The following is a 16,638-nucleotide window of genomic DNA, read 5'->3' as shown; positions in this document are numbered from 1 at the left end:
CAACTGACTTGTAATCAGTAGGTCCCGGGTTCGACTCCTGGTGCCGGCACCATCCTGAATTTGGGATGAAATTCGGAAAATCAGCGACTTGCAGCTATTTGAAACCGTCCATCGAGGCGGTTTTTTCGTGTCTGCGCAGTGGGAAAAACACGCGCTACGCGGGTCTTGAAACCCATCTGGTTGCCACCACATTCATCCATGCAAGGTCCCCTGGGGCCTCCCGCCACGGCGACTGTGCCGTTGGAACGAGTTCAATCTGAAAACTGGTCACGGATACACAGGAGGTGATTGGGATGCCAGTGCAAACATCGTCCAACCGCAAGCTGAAACAGGTAAACGACTATGCCGTTGCCGACGCATCAACCATGCTTGGCCAGGCAGGCCATTTTGCTGATCGCGTACGGGATCCCTATCCCAGCCGCCTGAGCGAGCCGCTCGATGCTCCCTGGCTCGACCGCCAGGAGGCGGTGGTCAAGGGGCGTGCCGAGGATGGCCCGCTGAGCCAGGCGCAGCTCGATGAGTTCGACCGCAAGGGATTCCTGTTCGAGCCCAACTTCATCCGCGGAGAGGAGCTCGAGACGCTGTATCGGGAGCTGAATGAGCTGCTGGGTCGCGATGATTACCGTGGACGTGACTTCAGCATCACCGAGCCCGACAGCCGCGAGATTCGTTCGCTGTTCGCCGTCCACTTTCTCTCGGAGCGCTTCCGACGGCTGGCCCACGATGAGCGGCTGATGGGCCGGGTCCGCCAGATACTCGGCGGGGATGCCTATGTCCACCAGTCGCGGATCAACTATAAGCCCGGCTTCGAGGGCAAGGGCTTCAGCTGGCACTCCGATTTCGAGACCTGGCACGCCGAGGACGGCATGCCGGGCATGCATGCGGTAAGCGCCTCTATCGTGCTGACTGACAACCATGCGTTCAATGGGCCGCTGATGCTGATACCCGGCTCGCACAAGGTCTATGTGCCGTGCCTGGGCGAGACGCCCGATGATCACCACAAGCAGTCATTGAAGCGGCAGGAGATCGGTGTGCCGGGTCGCGATGCGCTCAGGCAACTGGTCGAGCGACACGGTATCGAGGCACCGACCGGTGCGGCCGGCGGCCTGTTGCTGTTCGACTGCAATACGCTGCACGGTTCCAACGCCAACATGTCACCGGACCCGCGCAGCAATATCTTCTTCGTCTACAATCGACGTGACAATGCGTGTGTCGAGCCCTTTGCCGCCCGGCGCAGACGGCCACGTTTCCTGGCCCATGAGCCCGGCGAGGCGTGGTCGCCGCAGCGGTGACACTCTGCCTCTTCCATTGGGATTGTGGAACAGGGCGCCTGGTGGGGTAGACTATCTAGCTTGTTATTGAAGAGCGGCACCATACGAGAAGGAGAAGACCCGCCATGCGCTTTGTCCCACGTTTTACCGATGGTCAGGAGTTTCCCCATCCGCTCGGAAAGGTCGTGTGTATTGGTCGCAACTATGCCGACCATGCCAGGGAATTGGACAATCCGGTGCCCAGCGAGCCACTGCTGTTCATCAAGCCGGCCACCAGCGTGGTCAGCCTGGACGAGCCGCTCGATCCGCCCTTTTCCCGCGGCGATGTACACTATGAAATCGAGCTGGCGCTGCTGATCGGCGAGGAGCTGACCCATGCCACGTTGGACGAGGCCGAGCGCGCCATCGTCGGTATCGGCCTGGGACTGGATCTTACGCTGCGCGACGTGCAGACGCGCCTCAAGGAGAAGGGCCACCCCTGGGAAGTGGCCAAGTCCTTCGACGGCGGCTGCCCGCTGAGCGACTTCCTGCCGCTCAGTCGTGTGCCCAACTGGAATGCCCTCAGCTTCGAGCTGAAGATCGACGGGGAGCTTCGCCAGCACGGCGAAGGCGCCGACATGCTGTTTCCGGTTCCCACCCTGGTGGCGGAGATGAGCCGGCATTTCACCCTGCAGCCGGGTGACGTGATCCTCACCGGGACCCCGGAAGGGGTGGGTGTGCTGCCTCGCGGTGCCCGTCTGGAAATGACCCTGACCGGTGGGTTGCAGGCCACGGTGCAGGTCGTGGAGTAATCCCGCCTTCCGCCGCCGCGTTGTTGATCGCTGGATCTGAACGACAGCTCCCCGCAGCCTGGCTGCGGGGAGCTGTCGTTGTGGGGTGGGCTATTTCAAAGAGCCATTCCCAAGAGCTATTCCAGATAGGTATAGCCCTGAAGGCCGGCGGAGAGGTCGTCGAGGAACTGCACTTGCTCTTCATGCGACAGGCCGCTTTCTGACAGTTGGCCGGCCAGCCGCTCACGCAGCACCTCGGCATCGAAGTTGACGTAGGCGAGGACGTCGGCCACCCGGTCGCCCTGCTGGGCATGGGACAGCACCCAGCGCTCATCCTCGCCCAGGGCGGCATCCACCGAGTCGGTATCGCCGAAGAGGTTATGCAGGTCGCCGAGTATCTCCTGATAGGCGCCAACCAGGAAGAAGCCCAGCAGTCGCTCCTCGTCCTCTTGCCACTCCGGCAACGGCAGCGTTGTCTCCACGCCCTGGCCATCCACGTAGCCGTCGATGCGACCATCGCTGTCACAGGTGATGTCCTGGATCACGCCGCGACGGGTCGGTTCGCGGTCGAGTCCGGTCAGCGGCAACACCGGGAAGATCTGGTCGATACCCCAGACATCGGGCACCGACTGGAACAGCGAGAAATTGACGAACAGCTTGTCGGCCAGCTTCTCGGCCAGTTCGTCGATGATTTCCCGGTGGGCCCGATTGCGACTGTCCAACCGTGAACGCAGGCGGGCGCAGGCGGCGAAGTAGACGCCTTCGCCCTCGGCGCGAGCAATGATGTCGGCAAGACCCATGATGAAGCGGTCATGCAGCTCGCTCATCGCCTGCAGCAGGTCGTGCCACGCCTCCACCAGCCCTCGGGGCTCCATGTGGTCGTGTAGCAGGTCATGGACGCGCCATAGCTCCTCGAGCTGAGGATCATCCTCGGCCTGGCGCTCGGGGGCCTGATCGTTGACCCGTTCCTCGCCGATCACGTTGGTGATCAGTACGGCGTGGTGTGCGGTCAGCGCCCGGCCGGACTCGCTGATCAGGTGCGGCTGGGGTATTTCTGCCTCGCTGCAGGCCTGGGCGAAAGCGCTGACCACATTGCGGGCATATTCGCGCATGGAATAGTTGATCGAGCAGAAGCTGCGCGAGCGGGTGCCTTCGTAGTCGATGCCGAGCCCGCCGCCCACGTCAACGGTATCGATGGGGGCGCCCAGGGCCAGCAGGCTCTGGTAGAAGCGCGCGCACTCCCGCAGACCGAACTGGATGTCGCGGATATTGGCGATCTGCGAGCCCAGGTGGAAATGCACCAGCTGCAGGCAGCCCAGGGAATCGGATGCGCGCAGGCTCTCCACCACGGCCAGCATCTGGCCGGAAGTGAGGCCGAACTTGGATTTCTCGCCACCGGTATCCTGCCACTTGCCCATGCCCACCGAGGCCAGACGTGCCCGCAGGCCGATGCGCGGGGTCACCCCAAGCCGCTCGGCCTCTTCCATGATCAATGGCAGCTCGGAGAATTTCTCCACCACCAGATAGACCCGGTGGCCGAGCTTTTCTCCCATCAGTGCCAGGCGGATGTATTCGCGGTCCTTGTAGCCATTGCAGACGATCAGCGAGGGGCCGTCGCCGGAGAGGGCCAGCACCGCCAGCAGCTCCGGCTTGCTGCCGGCCTCGAGGCCGACTCGACCGTGGCCGCGCTCGCGGGTAGCGAGTATCTCTTCGACCACTCGGCGCTGCTGGTTGACCTTGATGGGATAGACCGCGGTATAGCCCCCGGTGTACTCCTCCTCGGTCATGGCCAGGTCGAAGGCGTCACAGAGCTGTTCGACACGGTCGTGCAGGATGTCGCTGAAGCGCACCAGTACCGGCAGGCGCAGGCCTGCCTGGCGCAGCTCATCCACCAGCGGTGCAAGTGGCAGCGCCGGGCCATCGGCCTCGCTGCCGAGTGGTCGTACCAGGGCGTTGCCGGCATCGTCCACATCGAAATAGCCGCTGCCCCACTGGTCGATGTTCCAGGTGCGGCGGGCGCGCTGGGCGGGGCCGGAGGCTGCTCCCATCGATAGACTCATGCGTTGCTCGCTTCGGGCAGGGGCAGGGCGCCGTGTTTCAGGCGTGCCGAGAGGATGGTATGAAACTGTCCCGGGTCATGGGGCGTCAGATCATGGGCCGGGGGGTCCACATAAACCACCAGCAGGCGTGAAAGCCAGTAGCGCAGGGCGGTCATGCGCAGCATCGTCGGCCACACCTCGCGCTCGGGGCCGGTGAGCGGTCGCCGGTTCTGGTAGGCGCGCAGGATGACATCGTGGCGCTCGGCGTCCAGGCGTCCGCCATCACCGGTGGCCCAGTCGTTGATCACGATGGCCAGGTCGAAGAGCAGGTCTCCGGTGCAGCCGTTATAGAAGTCGATGATGCCGCCGAGGCGGTCGCCCTCGAACAGGGTATTGTCGCGAAACAGGTCACCGTGCAGGGCACCCTGGGGCAGCGGCGGTGCATCACCGAAGACACCCTGGTAGATCTCCACCTCGTCCTTCATCAAGGCCTGGTCCTCGGGGGACAGATAGACCAGCACCCGGTGGTGCATGGCCATCAGCCAGTTCAGGTCGCGAGGGTTGGGGCGGTGGCCGGGAAAGTGCTGCGAGACCACATGCATGCGGCCCAGGGTATCGCCGAGCACCCGGCACTGCTCCAGGCTGGGTGACCGGGGGTGGCGACCCGGCAGCCTCGGGAAGAGCAGCGACGGCTTCCCCGACAGGCTATGCAGGGCGACACCCTCACGATCGTGAACGGGACCCGGTACCGGCAGGCGGTGTTCGTCCAGGTAGTCGAGCAGCTCGACGAAGAACGGCAGCTCCTCGTGTTCCCCCTGCTCGAAAAGGGTCAACACCAGCTCACGACGATCCGTGGTGACGAAGAAGGTGGAGTTCTCGGTGCCACCGGCCACGCCCTCCAGTGTCGCCAGCGAGCCGACGTCGAAACGGCTGAGGAATTCCGCGACCTGCGTGTCGCTTAGCGGTGTGAATACGGCCATGTCTCTCTCGCCCGGGTTGCCAAGCCGCCTATTGTAGCGACTTGGCACTTCGATGCACGTCCGTGGAGGATGGTTCGACATTCCGGCATCGTCAAAGCCCGGACCGAGGGCTACCAGTTGATCAGCACCCACTGGGGGACGGCAATCCGGTCGCCCTCCTGGCGCTCGAAGTTACCATCGCCGTCATGGTCCACCAGGTAGTAACTTGGGCCCCGGCTGGGGCGGATCTCGATGGCGTAGAGCTGGCCATTCACCCGGTACTCGCGAATGGTGCGATCCTCTTCCTGGCGAATGGTGATGTCGGGCTCCACATCGGCAGAAGATTGCGCCAGGGCCGGGGCGGCAAGGCCCAGGCCGAGCCCCAGGGAGAGCAGTGCGACAGCCAGGAAATGATGCTTTGTGTTCATCTCGACCTCCGAAGCCGGCTTGCGACAATCGCTATCACCGCGCGGGATACGTGCAGTGTAAGACGTTGGACAGCGCGAACCCAATGTCGGCGGCAAAACAGTGGCGCAATGCGTATCATGGCTGATCAGGATCACGTTTTCTTGCACAGACTCAATGGATGCCGATACATGGCCGACACGCCCATCGTTCTCGTCGACGGTTCCTCCTATCTCTACCGAGCCTTCCACGCCCTGCCGCCCCTGACCACGTCCAAGGGCCAACCTACCGGCGCCGTGAAAGGCGTGCTCAACATGCTCAAGAGACTGATCAAGGACTATCCTGACAGCCCCATGGCGGTGGTCTTCGATGCCAAGGGCAAGACCTTCCGTGACGCGCTCTTCGATCAATACAAGGCCCACCGCCCGCCCATGCCCGATGACCTGCGCTCCCAGGTGGAGCCGCTGCATGCCTGCGTTCGAGCGCTGGGACTGCCGCTGCTGTGCGTCGAGGGCGTGGAGGCCGATGACGTCATCGGCACCCTGGCCCGCCATGCCACGGAGGCGGGCCGCGACGCAGTGATCTCCACCGGTGACAAGGACATGGCACAGCTGGTCAACGACCACATCACCCTAGTCAACACCATGAAGGACGAGACCCTCGACGTCGAGGGGGTCAAGGCCAAGTTCGGCTTGCCGCCGGAGCTGATCATCGACTACCTGGCACTCATGGGTGACAAGGTCGACAATATTCCCGGCGTGCCGGGGGTCGGTGGCAAGACGGCACTGGGCCTGCTGCAGGGCATGGGCGGCGGCCTGGATGCCATCTATGCCGACCTGGAGAAGGTCAAGACGCTCGATTTTCGGGGGGCCAAGACGCTGCCCAAGAAGCTCGAGGAGCATCGCGAGATGGCCTACCTTTCGTACCAGTTGGCCACCATCAAGACCGACTGTGAGCTGCCGGTGGGCCTCGACGACCTGGATATTGCCCATCCCGATCGCGAAGCGCTCAAGCACTGGTACGCTGAACTGGAGTTCAAGGCCTGGCTGTCGGAACTGCTGGCCGGCAAGGACGAAGGCGTTGATGACCTGGGCCGTGATGAGGGGGGCGCGGGCAGCGCCGCCGCTGACAACCTCGATCCAGAGGCGCCGGTGGCCAGCGTGGCGGCGTGCAAGAACCACCTGATCCTGACCCGTGAGGCGTTTGACGGCTGGCTCTCGCGGCTGGCAGCGGCCGAGGCGTTCTGCTTCGACCTGGAGACCAACAGCCTCAACTACATGGCCGCCGAGATCGTTGGCATCGGCCTGGCGCTGGAGCCGGGGGAGGCGGCCTACATTCCTGTGGCCCACGACTACATCGACGTGCCCGACCAGCTCGATCGCGATCAGGTACTGACGATGCTCAAGCCGCTGTGGGAAGACCCCGCGCGGGGGAAGATCGGCCAGAACCTGAAGTACGATATCTCGGTGCTGGCCAACTACGACATCCGCGTGCGCGGGCCGCTCACCGACACCATGCTCGAGTCCTATGTGCTCAACTCCATCGCCACCCGACACGACATGGATTCGCTGGCGCTCAAGTACCTTGGCCAGAAGACCGTCAGCTTCGAGGAGATCGCCGGCAAGGGCGCAAAGCAGCTCACCTTCAACCAGATCGACTTCGAACAGGCCGTGCCCTATGCCTGCGAGGATGCCGACGTGACGCTGCGTTTACACTGCGAATTGCGTCCGCGAATCGAGGTCGAGGGGCGATTGGCCGAGGTGCTCGACAACCTGGAGCGGCCGCTGATTCCGGTACTGTCGCGCATGGAACGCACCGGGGTGGCCCTGGACGCCGGCTTGCTCCATCAACAGAGCCAGGTGCTTGCCGAGCGCATCCGTGAGCTGGAAATCCGCGCCTTCAAGCTGGCCGGTCGTGAGTTCAACCTCGGCTCACCCAAGCAGCTGGGAGAGATCCTGTTCGAGGAGCAGAAGATCCCGGTGATCAAGAAGACGCCCAAGGGAGCGCCTTCCACCGCCGAGGCCGTGCTCGAAGAGCTGGCGCTGGACTACCCGCTGCCCAAGGTGATCATGGAGCACCGGGGGCTCTCCAAGCTCAAGTCCACCTACACGGACAAGCTGCCTCGGCTGGTCAACCAGGCCACGGGGCGACTGCACACCAGCTACCACCAGGCGGTCACCGCCACCGGGCGACTCTCATCGAGCGACCCCAATCTGCAGAATATTCCGATACGTACGGAAGAAGGGCGAAAGATTCGCCAGGCCTTCATCGCCCGGCCCGGCTACTGCATCGTCGCCGCAGACTATTCCCAGATCGAGCTGCGGATCATGGCTCACCTCTCCGAGGACAAGGGGCTGCTCACCGCCTTCGCCGAGGGGCGTGACATCCATACCGCCACCGCCTCCGAGGTCTTCGGCGTGCCCATCGACAAGGTCTCTGGCGACCAGCGGCGCAGCGCCAAGGCGATCAACTTCGGGTTGATCTACGGCATGAGCGCCTGGGGGCTCTCCAAGCAGCTGCATATCGAGCGCAGCCAGGCTCAGACTTATATCGATCGCTACTTCGACCGCTACCCCGGCGTGGCGCGCTACATGGATCGCATTCGCGCCCAGGCGGCGGAAGATGGTTACGTGGAGACGGTCTTTGGCCGACGCCTCTATCTGCCCGAGATCCGTGCCCAGAACCATGCCCGGCGCCAGGCCGCCGAGCGCACCGCGATCAACGCGCCGATGCAGGGCACTGCGGCGGATATCATCAAGCGCGCCATGATCGAGGTCGATACCTGGCTGCATGAGCAGGAGGGCAAGGCCGCCGAATTCGACGCCGTGATGGTGATGCAGGTCCATGACGAGCTGGTGTTCGAGGTGGCCGAGGCCCAGGTGAACGACTTTATCGTGCAGGTGAAGAAGCGCATGCAGGCAGCTGCCGAGCTCAGCGTGCCGCTCATCGTTGAAGCAGAGAGTGGGGTGAACTGGGACGAGGCCCACTAGGAGGAGGGGGGCTACTGCGCTCGATGAGGCAACTCTCCCTTCTTCCCATTGGGCGGTCAAATGAAAAACGCCACCGCGGCTGCGGTGGCGTTCCAGTTTGCGTTTGCCAGCTGAAGGCTTAGCGCCAGCCGACGCGATCAAAGATGCGGATCGCTTCCGGGTTGTTCTCGCCCAGGATGCTGATATTGATCTCGTCTTTCTTCAGCTCGCCCCAGGACTCGAGCGTCTCGCTCATCTTCGCTCCCTCGACAGCGGGGAACTCGTAGTTGCCAGCAGCGAAGAGCTCCTGGGCTTCTTCGGAGGCCAGGAACTCGAGGAGGAGGATAGCGTTCTCGCGGTTGGGTGCGCCCTCGACCACACCGGCGCCACCCACGTTGACGTGAATGCCGCGGCCGTCCTGGTTGGGGAACAGTATGCCTACCTTCTCGGCCGTCTCGCGGTCAGCGTCATCCTCGGATTCGAGCAGGCGCACGTAGTAGTAGTGGTTGGCCACGGCCAGGTCGCACTCACCGGCGGCCACGGCACGGATCTGGTCGGTGTCGCCGCCTTCGGGGTCGCGAGCCATGTTGTTGACGATGCCCTGGGCCCACTCTTCGGCACCTTCCTCACCATGGTGCTCGATCATCGAAGCCAGCAGCGACTGGTTGTAGATATTGTTCGATGAGCGGATGCACACTTCGCCTTCCCAGCGCGGGTCGGTCAGGTCCTCGTAGGAGGTGATCTCGTTGGGATCGACGTTCTCCGGGTTGTAGAAGATCGCCCGCACGCGCTGGCTGAATCCGAACCACTTGCCCTCGGGGTGACGCATGGCCTCCGGCAAACGCTCGTTCAGCACATCGGATTCGATGTTCTGGAAGACGCCTTCCTGCTCGGCGCGCCACAGGCGACCTGCGTCGACGGTGATCATCACGTCGGCGGGGCTGGCCACGCCCTCGCGCTGGATACGCTCGATCAGCTGGTCGGAGTCGCCCTCCAGAAGGTTGACCTTGATCCCGGTCTGCTCGGTGAAGGCCTGGTAGAGCTTCTCGTCGGAATCGTAGTGGCGGGCCGAATAGAGGTTGACCTCATCAGCTGCTACCGTAGTGGCAAAAGCTGAGCCGGCCAGAATGGCGGCGAGCGGAGTGACGAGACGGTTGCGGTGGATCATGGAATGGCACCTCACGGGCTGACGAAACAGGTTTGTTGAATGATAATACGTTGCATTACGACGATCGCTATTGAAACGCTTTGCGAAAGAGGCGTCAAGCCAATAGCGAGGAGCGCATGCCAGTGAAGCGCCTTGAATCTGACCGGGAACAAGTTGCTGTGGAAAAGATGGCAAATGCGAGTAGATTTCAAACGCACTTGCTGAACATTTCGGGTACGATGAGGCCACCATTCCTTTGACCAAGTCGTCGGATATATGACTAGCCAATCGAAGCCAATGGAAGTCGCGCACACTCCTTACCGCCAGGCCATGGCGCTGACGATGGAGGGTGTGCATCACACTTTCGGCAATCTAGCCGTTGTACGTGGCGTCGATCTCGACGTGGCGCCGGGCGAAGTCGTTTGCCTGTTGGGCCCCTCGGGCTGTGGCAAGACTACGCTGCTGCGTATCGCTGCCGGGTTGGAGACGTTGCAGCGGGGGCGAGTGTCCCTCAACGGAGGCGAGATTGCCGTGCCCAAGGGCAGGCATGTGCCACCGGAAAAGCGCAACGTTGGCTTGGCCTTCCAGGACTCAGCCCTGTTCCCCCACCTCACTGTGCTCGAGAACGTCACGTTCGGGCTGCGGGGAGAGCCGACGCGGCAGCGCCGCGAGCGTGCCTTGACGCTGCTCGACCAGCTCGGCATGTCGGACTATGCCGACACCTATCCGCATATGCTCTCCGGCGGACAGCAGCAGCGCGTGGCGCTGGCCCGCGCCCTGGCACCGTCGCCGCAGCTGATGCTGCTCGACGAGCCATTTTCCAGCCTGGACGCGCGGCTGCGCGACCGAATTCGCGACGATACACTGCACGTGCTCAAGAAGGTTGGAGCCGCTACCCTGCTGGTGACTCACGATCCCGAGGAAGCCATGTTCATGGCCGACCGCATCGCGCTGATGCGCGATGGGTGCATCGTGCAGGTGGGCACGCCGCGAGAACTCTACTGCGCGCCCTGCGACCCCTTTGTCGTCGCCTTCTTCGGCGAGGTGAACGAGTTGCAGGGTGAGGTGCGCAATGGCCGTGTGCAGACGCCTGTCGGGCCGGTGGAGGCAGGCTGGTTACCCGAAGGAAGCCAGGCGCAGGTGATGATCCGCCCCGAGGCGTTGCGCATCACTGAACATTTCGAGCCCTCGCCGGAGCATCGCTACAGCCATGTGATCATGGCCAAGCTGCTGGGGCGCAGCAGCCTGCTGCATATCTGCGCCCACGGCCAGGATGGCAGTGAGGCTCACCTGCATGCCAGGGTCCCCGGGGTATTTCTGCCCGCCGAGGGACAACTGGTAGACATCCATCTCGACCTCTCCCAAGTCTTCGTTTTCCCCTCACTGGCTGCCTGAGCCGGGGCGAGAGCGCCGCATGGCCATGCTCAGCAGGATCACCGGTACGATGCCGACGGCGACGATGGCCAGCGAAGCCGTCGAGGCCTCGGCGAGGCGTTCGTCCGAGGCCAGGCTGTAGGCCCTGACTGCCAGGGTGTCGAAGTTGAAAGGGCGCAGGATGATGGTTGCCGGGAGTTCCTTCATCACATCGACGAAAACCAGTATGCCGGCGGCGATCAGGCTGCCGCGCATGATCGGCGTATGCACTCGCTTGAGCGTGCCGGCTGGCGTCTGTCCCAGGGTGCGCGAAGCGGCATCCATGCTCGGCGTCACCTTGCCAAGGCTAGCCTCCACGGTGTTGAATGACACCGCTAGAAAGCGCACGACGTAGGCATATACGAGAATGAATGCCGAGCCGCTGAAGATTAGCCCCACGACCTTGCCAGAATAGGCGTGCAGCCAAGTGTTGAGGGTGTTATCCAGCCAGGCGAAGGGGATCAGGATGCCCACCGCGATCACCGAGCCCGGTATCGCATAGCCCATCGAGGCGATTCGAGACGTCACGCGCGTCAAAGGACTGTCGTGCAACCGCACTCCATAGCTGAGGATGACTGCCAGCCCCACCGCGATGACTGAAGCGACGATGGCCAGTACCAGGCTGTTCCAGGCGAAGTCGAAAAATCGCGTGCCAAACAGGGCGTCGCCCTTGGTGATGGCCATCTGGGCCAGTAGGCCGCTTGGAACCAGGAAGCCGATCAGTACCGGCAGGGCGCAGGCAGTAAGTGCTGCAGCCGCCCGCCAGCCGCGAAGCCTGTACTCGGGCAACTGCTGGTAGCGATTGGTGGTGTGGAAATACTTCCGCTTTCCGCGAGACCAGCGCTCCAGCAGTACCAGCATGATGACGAAGAGCAACAGGCAGGCGGCGAGCTGAGCCGCGGCAACCTGCTCGCCGAGGCCGAACCAGGTGCGATAGATTCCCGTGGTAAAGGTGTCCACGCCGAAGAACTGCACCGCACCGAACTCGTTGAGGGTTTCCATCAGCACCAGCGAGACGCCGCCGACGATGGCCGGTCGTGCCAAGGGTACGGCAACGGTGGCGAACAGGTTCCATGGGCCGCGGCCCAGCGTGCGTCCGACATCGAGCACGCACACCGACTGTTCGAGAAAGGATGCCCTGGCCAGCAGATAGACGTAGGGGTACAGCACCAGGGTAATGAGCGTGGCGGCTCCACCCAAGGAGCGAATGTTGGGGAAGAAATAGTCGCCGCGACCCCAGTCGAATATCTCGCGCAGCCAGCTTTGCAAGGGGCCGGCATATTGCAGGAAGTCGGTGTAGGCGTAGGCGATCACGTAGGTGGGCACGGCCAGCGGCAGCAGCAGAGCCCACTCGAAGACCCGTCGTCCAGGGAAGCGACACATCACCACCAGCCAGGCCGTGCCGGTACCGATCACCATGGTGCCGAGCCCTACCGTGAGCGCAAGGTAGAAGGTATTGCCCAGATAGCGCCCCAGCACCGTACTGACAAGATGCTGCCAGACGCCTTCAGTTGGTATCAGTATATGGGCCAGCACGACGACGACCGGCAGCGCGACGAACAGGGCCACGGTCAGCATCAGGAGAGTCCAGGGACTCATCCGGCGTGACAGGGAGGAGAGTCCGGTAGCAGCGGATCGAAACAAAAGGAACTCCTTCACTGGCCGGTTCGGCAGCGCAGTAATGCGAGATAATAGCGGTTGAAAATGATATCAGTTGTCGCGTGCTGCTGCAGCTTGTGTCAGCTGACCGGCGTCAAGAAAAAGCGCCCGTATCCTGAGATACGGGCGCGCCCTCATGTTGCAAGCTGTGCTCTGAACTAGTAGCCGACCAGAATCGATGGCAGCCCGGTGATCAGCCAGGGGAAGAAGGCCATCAGGATACAGGCCAATACGATCAGCGCCACGAAGGGGATCACTGCCTTGTAAAGATCGACGATCTCCACCCCCTTGGGCGCCACCCCCTTCAAGTAGAAGAGCGCATAGCCGAACGGCGGGGTGAGGAAGGAGGTCTGCAGCACCACGGCCACCATCACTACGAACCATAGGACGTCGATGCCCATGCTCTCGATGATCGGCAGCATGATCGGGAAGCTCAGCAGCACGATGCCGGTCCAATCGAGGAACATCCCCAGCAGGAAGACCAAGAACAGCATCAGGATCAAGGCCCCGGTGGTGCCGCCGGGCATGGCCAGCACCAGGTCGCTGATGACCGTCATGCCGCCGCCGCGGGAGAACACCCCGGTAAAGGCGGTGGCACCCACCAGCACCAGCATCACCATGGTGGTGGTCTTGCTGGCATCGATCAGGGTGCGGTAGCAGGTCGAGGCCTTGCGGTCACCGAAGATCAGGAACAGCAGAAAGGCGATGGTCACGCCGATGGCCGAGGCCTCGGTGGCCGTGGCGATCCCGGTGAACAGGGCGCCCAGTACGCCGAGGATCAGTGACATGGGCGGCAGCACGTACTTGGCCAGCATGACCAGCAGCTCGCGGGTGCTGGTTTCGGCGCGCTCCTCCGCCGGCACCAGCGGGCCATAGGAGGGCTTCACGTGGCAGATGATCAGCACATAGAGGGCATACATCACGCCGAGCAGCAGGCCCGGCACCAGGGCGCCGGCGAACAATGCGCCCACCGAGACCGGCGAGTAGCTGGCCATCAGGATCAGCATGATGCTGGGCGGGATCAGGATGCCCAGGCAGCCGCTGGCCATGATCACGCCGGAACTGAGCTCCTTGTTGTAGCCGTACTTGAGCATCGGCACCAAGGCGATCATGCCCATCACCGCGATGGATGCGCCAACGATACCGGTGGTGGCGGCGAGCAGCACCGAGACGAGGACCACGGTCAGCGCCAGACCGCCGCGCAGGTTGGCGAGCAGCAGGCGCATCGCCTCGAACATCTTCTCGGTGACCCCCGAATCGTTGAGGAAGCGCGCCATCAGGATGAACAGAGGAATGGCCACCAGCACATAGTTGTCCATGGCGTTGCCGTAGATGTTGTTGATCAGGGTGCCGAGGATCTTGGCGCCGGGGCCGAGCCAGGCGCCCAGCACGGCGATGCCGCCCAGCACGAAGGCCAGCGGATGGCCCATGAACAGGCCGACCAGCAGGCCGCCAAACATGAATAGGGTGAGCATTTCGGGGCTCATGCGGCCTCCTCCTCGCGCAGTTGCTGGATGGCCCGGATGACGATGGCGACGGCTTGCAGCAGGATCAGTACCGCGGCGACGACGATCACCGCCTTCACCGGGTAGACCGGTATCGAGACCATGCCGTAGGTTGTCTCACCGCGGCTGAAGGAGCGCATGAAGAAGTCCCAGCCGAAGGTCAGCAGCATCCAGATAAAGGGCACGAAGAAGATCAGGTAGCCCAGGATCTCGAGGGCGGCCTGCTTGCGGCGCGAGAGCAGGCGTTTGAGCACATCGACCTCGACGTGGGCATGGTGGCGCAGCCCGTAGGCAGCCATCAGCATGAAGTGAACGCCGAACAGCATCTTGGTGGTATCGAAGGCCCAGTCACTTGGGCGGCCGATGAAGAAGCGCATGGCGATATCGTAGATCACGATCAGCGTGATTACAGCGATCAGCGGAGCAATCAGGCGACCGAATGCCTCGTTGAGGGCGTCGATGGCCTTGGCAATGGCGTTCATGAGCGGGGGTCTCGTGAATCAGTGGGAGCACGACGTTCGACCGGCCGGCGACGATCAGCCGTTGGCCGGTCGGCGGGCGCGCCGGAGGGCGCGCCCTGACGGAGCCTTACATGCAGGCCTCGATCTCCTCGAGCGAGGGCAGGTCGTCGGTGACGCGGCTCATGTTGTACGGCACTGAGACGTCACGCCAGTTGGCGTAGTGCTCCATATAGCTGATCATGGAGTGGTACACCTTGGCATGCATCGGGTCCTCGCAGGCCCCCTGGACGATCACCTCGTTGGTGATGCGCTGTATCTCGGCGAGGTCCTCCTCGGAGAGCTGGTTGATCTCGGTGCCGTCCTCGAGGAACTTCACCGTGCCCTCGGTGGACTCGCGCTCGGACCAGGCCAGCGACCAGGCCATGGTGGCGTCGGCGGCGATCTTCAGCTTCTCCTGGGTCTCCTCGGAGAGGGCATCCCAGGCATCCTTGTTGATCATTACCCCGAATACGCTGGCGGACTGGTGCCAGCCGGGCACGGACCAGTAGTCGGCGACCTCGGCGAAGCCGGCCTTGTAGTCCACGCCCGGGGTGGAGAATTCGGCGCCGTCGACGACGCCACGTTCGATGGCCTGGTAGATCTCGCCGCCGGCCAGCGTGACCTGTGAGCCGCCCAGTTTCTCGAGCACGCGGCCCTGGTCGCGGCCCGAGAGGCGCAGGCGCTTGCCATCCAGGTCGGCAATGCTCTCGATGGGCGTGCCGCCGCGGAAGCCGGACTCGTTGTTGGTAATGCCATACGGCAGGTAGACCATGTTGTAGTCGCCGTAGACCTCTTGGTAGAGCTCCCAGCCGCCCCACTCCATGATCCAGTTCAGATAGTCGATGCCGTTGAACAGGCTGGTGGTGGTGGCCAGCGGCGAGAAGGCCGGATTGCGGCCGGCCCAGTAGCCTGGCCAGTCGCCTGCAGCCTCGATGCTGCCAGTCTCGGTGGCGTCGAACACCTCGGTGCCGGGCATCAGGGTGCCGCCGGCGCGGAATTCGATTTCAAGCTCGTCGCCGGCAATCTTGTTGACCAGTTCCACCCAGTGCCGGTCGATCTCGATCAGGTCGATACTGTCCGGCCAGGTAGTGGTCATGGTCCAGCGCTCCTGCGCCTGGGCCGTCGTAGCCATGGCGGCGAACGCAATGCTGGCCGCCAGGCCAGTGAGAGCGAACTGGGTCGTCTTCTTCATCTCTTGCTCCCTAGGATTTCGTTGTCTTGTCGTAATCGGGAAATGCGATGATTTGCCGAGGTGCTCCGGTGTGCCTGAGGTCACGTTGACCGAACGCGCAACTCGACAGTAAAGAACAACCTAGCAGGTGTCTCTGCCATGTTCGACAGCTTGCTCAAGAAAGAGCTGACACAAGAGGGGGTGATGAGGGCGTGTTGTTTTGCCGAATGAAAATTATTTAATATCAATTGTTAATTAATATTACTTGATTTTAGTCATGAAAAATAACGTATCTTTGGTATCGCCTGGCACCTCTTTTTACCACTAAAGTCTAAATAACGAGGGCGCAGCCTGCTGGCGTGCGACGCCCACGAGTCAAGCCGGTGGGCGCCGTGTCAGTGCCAGATGCTTTATTGGCCGGGGTCAGTTGCCGCTGTAGACCTGCGAGGGCAGCCAGGTGGCCAGCGGCTCGTAGAAGAACACCAGTGCCAGCCCCAGCAGCTGTATGGCCACGAAGGGCGCCACGCCCTTGTAGATGTCGACGGTAGTGATGCCCGGCGGACAGACCCCCTTGATGTAGAACAGCGCGAAGCCCACCGGCGGCGTCAGGAAGGAGGTCTGCAGGCAGATGGCGAAGAGGATGGCGAACCACACCGGGTCGACGCCGAGGCTGAAGACCACCGGGGCCACCAGTGGCAGGATGATCAGTGTGATCTCCACCCAGTCGAGGAAGAAGCCGAGCAGGAACACCACCAGCATCACCGTCAGCACCACCCCGGCGGGGCCGAAGGGCAGCCCGGTGATGGCATCGCGGATCACGTCGTCGCCGC

13 protein-coding genes are annotated in these 16,638 nt (G+C 62.9%); 4 read left to right on the top strand and 9 right to left on the bottom strand.

Annotated elements, in window-relative coordinates; all coding sequences use genetic code 11:
• Positions 1 to 365: 365 nt before the first annotated feature.
• Positions 366 to 1,292 (top strand): ectoine hydroxylase, encoded by a 927-nt coding sequence (gene thpD / locus DU505_RS21820; RefSeq protein WP_422667071.1) that lies wholly within the window; start codon positions 366 to 368, stop codon positions 1,290 to 1,292.
• 104 nt (positions 1,293 to 1,396) lie between these two features.
• Positions 1,397 to 2,062 (top strand): fumarylacetoacetate hydrolase family protein, encoded by a 666-nt coding sequence (locus DU505_RS21815; RefSeq protein WP_114481075.1) that lies wholly within the window; start codon positions 1,397 to 1,399, stop codon positions 2,060 to 2,062.
• Between the two features lie 116 nt (positions 2,063 to 2,178).
• Here DU505_RS21815 and speA read toward each other — a convergent pair whose 3' ends face one another.
• From speA to DU505_RS21800, 3 genes are all read right to left on the bottom strand, one after another.
• Entirely contained in the window at positions 2,179 to 4,101 is a 1,923-nt protein-coding gene (gene speA, locus DU505_RS21810; protein WP_114481074.1) for a biosynthetic arginine decarboxylase, read from the bottom strand.
• A complete protein-coding gene (locus DU505_RS21805; protein ID WP_114481073.1) occupies positions 4,098 to 5,060 on the bottom strand; it encodes a homoserine kinase in 963 nt (320 codons plus the stop codon). Before DU505_RS21805 ends, speA begins: the two co-directional genes overlap by 4 nt.
• Positions 5,061 to 5,170: 110 nt before the next feature.
• Positions 5,171 to 5,467, bottom strand: a complete 297-nt coding sequence (locus DU505_RS21800) for a DUF2782 domain-containing protein (RefSeq protein WP_114481072.1) — start codon at positions 5,465 to 5,467, stop codon at positions 5,171 to 5,173.
• Positions 5,468 to 5,635: 168 nt separating this feature from the next.
• Here DU505_RS21800 and polA point away from each other — a divergent pair, with 168 nt between their 5' ends.
• Positions 5,636 to 8,434 (top strand): DNA polymerase I, encoded by a 2,799-nt coding sequence (polA, locus tag DU505_RS21795; protein ID WP_114481071.1) that lies wholly within the window; start codon positions 5,636 to 5,638, stop codon positions 8,432 to 8,434.
• 118 nt (positions 8,435 to 8,552) lie between these two features.
• Here the strand turns inward: polA and DU505_RS21790 are convergent, their stop codons facing one another.
• The gene (locus DU505_RS21790; protein WP_114481070.1) at positions 8,553 to 9,581 is read right to left on the bottom strand and encodes a Fe(3+) ABC transporter substrate-binding protein; all 1,029 of its coding nucleotides are present in this window, start codon (positions 9,579 to 9,581) and stop codon (positions 8,553 to 8,555) included.
• Positions 9,582 to 9,836: 255 nt separating this feature from the next.
• On the opposite strand from DU505_RS21790, the gene DU505_RS21785 reads away from it, so the two are divergent.
• Positions 9,837 to 10,955, top strand: a complete 1,119-nt coding sequence (locus DU505_RS21785; RefSeq protein WP_422667070.1) for an ABC transporter ATP-binding protein — start codon at positions 9,837 to 9,839, stop codon at positions 10,953 to 10,955.
• Here DU505_RS21785 and DU505_RS21780 read toward each other — a convergent pair.
• The 5 genes from DU505_RS21780 to DU505_RS21760 form a co-directional block, all read right to left on the bottom strand.
• Complete coding sequence (locus DU505_RS21780; protein WP_114481068.1) at positions 10,941 to 12,572, bottom strand: ABC transporter permease; 1,632 nt, start codon at positions 12,570 to 12,572, stop codon at positions 10,941 to 10,943. The genes DU505_RS21785 and DU505_RS21780 overlap by 15 nt on opposite strands.
• A gap of 218 nt (positions 12,573 to 12,790) precedes the next feature.
• Complete coding sequence (locus DU505_RS21775) at positions 12,791 to 14,119, bottom strand: TRAP transporter large permease (RefSeq protein ID WP_114481067.1); 1,329 nt, start codon at positions 14,117 to 14,119, stop codon at positions 12,791 to 12,793.
• The gene (locus DU505_RS21770; protein ID WP_114481066.1) at positions 14,116 to 14,619 is read right to left on the bottom strand and encodes a TRAP transporter small permease subunit; all 504 of its coding nucleotides are present in this window, start codon (positions 14,617 to 14,619) and stop codon (positions 14,116 to 14,118) included. The genes DU505_RS21775 and DU505_RS21770 overlap by 4 nt, the downstream gene beginning before the upstream one ends.
• A 106-nt stretch (positions 14,620 to 14,725) precedes the next feature.
• Positions 14,726 to 15,829, bottom strand: a complete 1,104-nt coding sequence (dctP, locus tag DU505_RS21765) for a TRAP transporter substrate-binding protein DctP (RefSeq protein WP_114481065.1) — start codon at positions 15,827 to 15,829, stop codon at positions 14,726 to 14,728.
• A 402-nt stretch (positions 15,830 to 16,231) separates the two neighbouring features.
• Positions 16,232 to 16,638: TRAP transporter large permease subunit (locus DU505_RS21760; RefSeq protein WP_147273117.1), on the bottom strand; the 407-nt coding region annotated here is incomplete at its 5' end.

It is taken from the genome of Billgrantia montanilacus, from assembly GCF_003336675.1.
In the GTDB taxonomy this organism is placed as follows: Bacteria; Pseudomonadota; Gammaproteobacteria; order Pseudomonadales; family Halomonadaceae; genus Halomonas; species Halomonas montanilacus.
Note: the sequence above shows the minus strand (reverse complement) of the source record. Positions and strands in the feature narration are given on the sequence as shown.

Coding starts and splice junctions, on each gene's coding strand:
- DU505_RS21800 (WP_114481072.1), bottom strand. CDS start 5,467: ATGAACACAAAGCATCATTTCCTGGCTGTCGCACTGCTCTCCCTGGGG.
- speA (WP_114481074.1), bottom strand. CDS start 4,101: ATGAGTCTATCGATGGGAGCAGCCTCCGGCCCCGCCCAGCGCGCCCGC.
- DU505_RS21775 (WP_114481067.1), bottom strand. CDS start 14,119: ATGAGCCCCGAAATGCTCACCCTATTCATGTTTGGCGGCCTGCTGGTC.
- DU505_RS21770 (WP_114481066.1), bottom strand. CDS start 14,619: ATGAACGCCATTGCCAAGGCCATCGACGCCCTCAACGAGGCATTCGGT.
- DU505_RS21805 (WP_114481073.1), bottom strand. CDS start 5,060: ATGGCCGTATTCACACCGCTAAGCGACACGCAGGTCGCGGAATTCCTC.
- DU505_RS21815 (WP_114481075.1), top strand. CDS start 1,397: ATGCGCTTTGTCCCACGTTTTACCGATGGTCAGGAGTTTCCCCATCCG.
- polA (WP_114481071.1), top strand. CDS start 5,636: ATGGCCGACACGCCCATCGTTCTCGTCGACGGTTCCTCCTATCTCTAC.
- dctP (WP_114481065.1), bottom strand. CDS start 15,829: ATGAAGAAGACGACCCAGTTCGCTCTCACTGGCCTGGCGGCCAGCATT.
- DU505_RS21785 (WP_422667070.1), top strand. CDS start 9,837: ATGACTAGCCAATCGAAGCCAATGGAAGTCGCGCACACTCCTTACCGC.
- thpD (WP_422667071.1), top strand. CDS start 366: ATGCTTGGCCAGGCAGGCCATTTTGCTGATCGCGTACGGGATCCCTAT.
- DU505_RS21790 (WP_114481070.1), bottom strand. CDS start 9,581: ATGATCCACCGCAACCGTCTCGTCACTCCGCTCGCCGCCATTCTGGCC.
- DU505_RS21780 (WP_114481068.1), bottom strand. CDS start 12,572: ATGAGTCCCTGGACTCTCCTGATGCTGACCGTGGCCCTGTTCGTCGCG.